Genomic DNA, 2,597 nt, shown 5'->3' with positions numbered 1-2,597 from the left:
GTTATTTCCGAACAAGTCCTTAGCAGGCATCCGGGCGGATTCGTCACAGGCGCAATGCCGCTCTCTCTGTAGGCGAGCGGCAAACGGGACCGTACCATATCGAGATGCGGCAGCGGAAATCGCCAGAACTCTTCGCCCCCGCGGAAAGCCGTTGGCGGCTTCCGCATAGTTTAAGAGGAACTCATCTGCCGACCGCGTCAGTGGAACGTGCGCTGCCTCGGTGTTACCGGACCCCAAACCATGAAACACATACTCCTCACCTTTGTCAGCCTGTTGGCCATGAGCGCGGCCGCGTTCTCAGAAAACTATTGTGTCGCAACGGACGGTGACGATCGGTATCAGGGGACATCGCTGGCGCAACCGTGGGCCACGATCCAGCATGCCGTCGACATCATGACTCCTGGTGACACCTGCTACATCCGTGGCGGCGTTTATCGCGAGGAAGTGAACCTAAGTGGCAAAGCCGGTGCTGCGGACAAACCAATCACGTTGACCAGCTATCAAGGCGAAAAGGTAACGCTCGACGGCACGATGAGAATCGATGGCGAGTGGGTAGTGGATGAAGGCGACGTCTACAAAACCACAGTGAATCAGGATGTCACCCAACTGTTTGTCGATGGCAAGCTGATGACACTAGCCCGCTTCCCCAACGCGTTGGCCTTTTCAGATGAGGTCTGGCACAGAACGGCAGCTCGCTGTCAGCGATCGCGGGAAACAACCAATGGCCCCAACAGTGGGCACGTCGTCGATGCCGGTGAGGCCGCGAAAGCGATTTCAAATGCGGGGCATTCGTTTAACGAGTGCGTGGCGTTGATGAACTTCGGCGCTCACGCCACTGCTTCGCGGATCGTAGAAAATCATGCCCCAGGTTCAAGAGAGTTCGACTATAGCCCTGAACTTCGGAAGTTCAAAACCACACTGGGCTACTTCTTCGAGGGTGGAATCGATAATGCGGAACGTCCGATGCTGGACATGGCGCAAGAGTGGGCATTGGACGAGTCGACCAAGACGTTGTATCTGTGGACCGACAACGGCGAGGATCCAACAGAACGCGTGATCGATGGCAAAGTCCAGACCTACGCGATCACGGGCGATTCCACCACCAAGCACATTGTCATCGACGGCTTGAACTTTTTCGCAACGACGTTTTCGTTTACGAAATCGGATCATATCACGATCCGAAACTGCAACTTCAACTTCTGCGCCTGCTCGAAGCGTGCGTTGGGGGTCCTGGGACCATCGGAAACAGCTCAATTCATCGGCGACGCCGATGATTTCTGCAGCATGATCACGATCTACAACTGTCAGTTCCAATATGCCGACGCGAGCGCTCTACGAGGTACGTTCGTGGAAAACATGCGGATCGAGAACAACCTCTTTTATCAAGTCGACTATGCGTGCGTAAACAACGATTCGGGGAAAGGCAATCCGTTTGAGCCGAGTAGCACGATTAACCTAAACCAAGTGCGGGGACTTCTATATCGGCGGAACACCCTCGCGGTGAACGGGAACGCGCAGAGCTTTTCAGCAAATCGTTTCCTAGGTAGGCCGATGCGAAAATTCAAACCGCATGACTACGATCCCAAAGTCATCCGCCCCATTTTTTGCGAATACAATTTTCATACCCGCTGCGGACTTCTGCATACGGATGGAACATCAATGTACATGCCGCTGGAGCATGTGAAGGAATCGCTGGCGCGATACAACTGGTTTATTGATAACGGGCAACGAGACTTCAGGTATGACGGGGATAACAAGCCGCTGATGGGCGTCCACGCCAACGTGTATCGCAACGTCTGCATGTCGAGCATCCGGAGGCATTCGCCGTCAGGTGGTGACGGCATGCATTTGAAGGGAGATTTCCACGAAGTCTATAACAATCTCGGAGTCGATGCGGCAAGCGACATCAGTGTTTCCGTTGGATCCGGTGGCAATGCCAACAGCGTGACACGTAACAATGCCGCTCAGGAGTTACTCCCTCATCCGCTTCCGGGAACCGCTTCCCACAACTATGCGGGCGGCAGGGACAAAAAACGGGTGCGTGAGATGCTGCGTGATCCAGCCAACTGGGATTTTCGGCCAAGGGCTGATGCTGTTGATCTGATCGATCAGGGAACGGATGTCAAATGTTCGGTCAAGGGGCAACTGATCGATGTCACGGCTGGCTACCTCGGTGACGCTCCGGATATCGGCGTCTACGAGCATGGCGATGACGTGTACTGGATTCCAGGCAGGCAAGAAGAGCGAGCCTCTATGCCTGTTCCCAAAGCAGGCGGCACGAACGTTCCAATGGACGCGGATCTCATGTACTTGATTGGGTTGGGCGGCGTGAAAGCCAAAGTCTACTTGGGAACCGACCGGGACAACTTGGTGCTTGTGGCTGAGAAAACCATTCCGCAAAACATTGTCAGCGTGTCTGACGAGCACGCATTGGAACGCGACAGAACCTATTACTGGCGTGTGGATACCGAGTTACGTGGTGGCCGCGTAGTAAAGGGCGAGGTCTGGTCGTTCACAACCGAAGCCGACCCTGAAATCTCTCCCCCGACAAAAACAAAGAGCAATGAGTAAGACCGAAGCTAAGCAGGTCTGCAGGA

At 54.6% G+C, this 2,597-nt stretch carries 1 protein-coding gene; it reads left to right on the top strand.

What is annotated here, in order from left to right:
- Positions 1 to 240 precede the first annotated feature (240 nt).
- Positions 241 to 2,571, top strand: coding sequence for a glycoside hydrolase family protein (locus NB063_RS31860; RefSeq protein WP_250933857.1), 2,331 nt, complete (start codon positions 241 to 243; stop codon positions 2,569 to 2,571).
- Positions 2,572 to 2,597 lie beyond the last annotated feature (26 nt).

It is taken from the genome of Aporhodopirellula aestuarii, assembly GCF_023701485.1.
In the GTDB taxonomy this organism is placed as follows: Bacteria; Planctomycetota; Planctomycetia; order Pirellulales; family Pirellulaceae; genus Rhodopirellula; species Rhodopirellula aestuarii.
The sequence above is the reverse complement of the archived record's forward strand: the minus strand, read 5'-3'. Positions and strand labels throughout refer to the sequence as shown.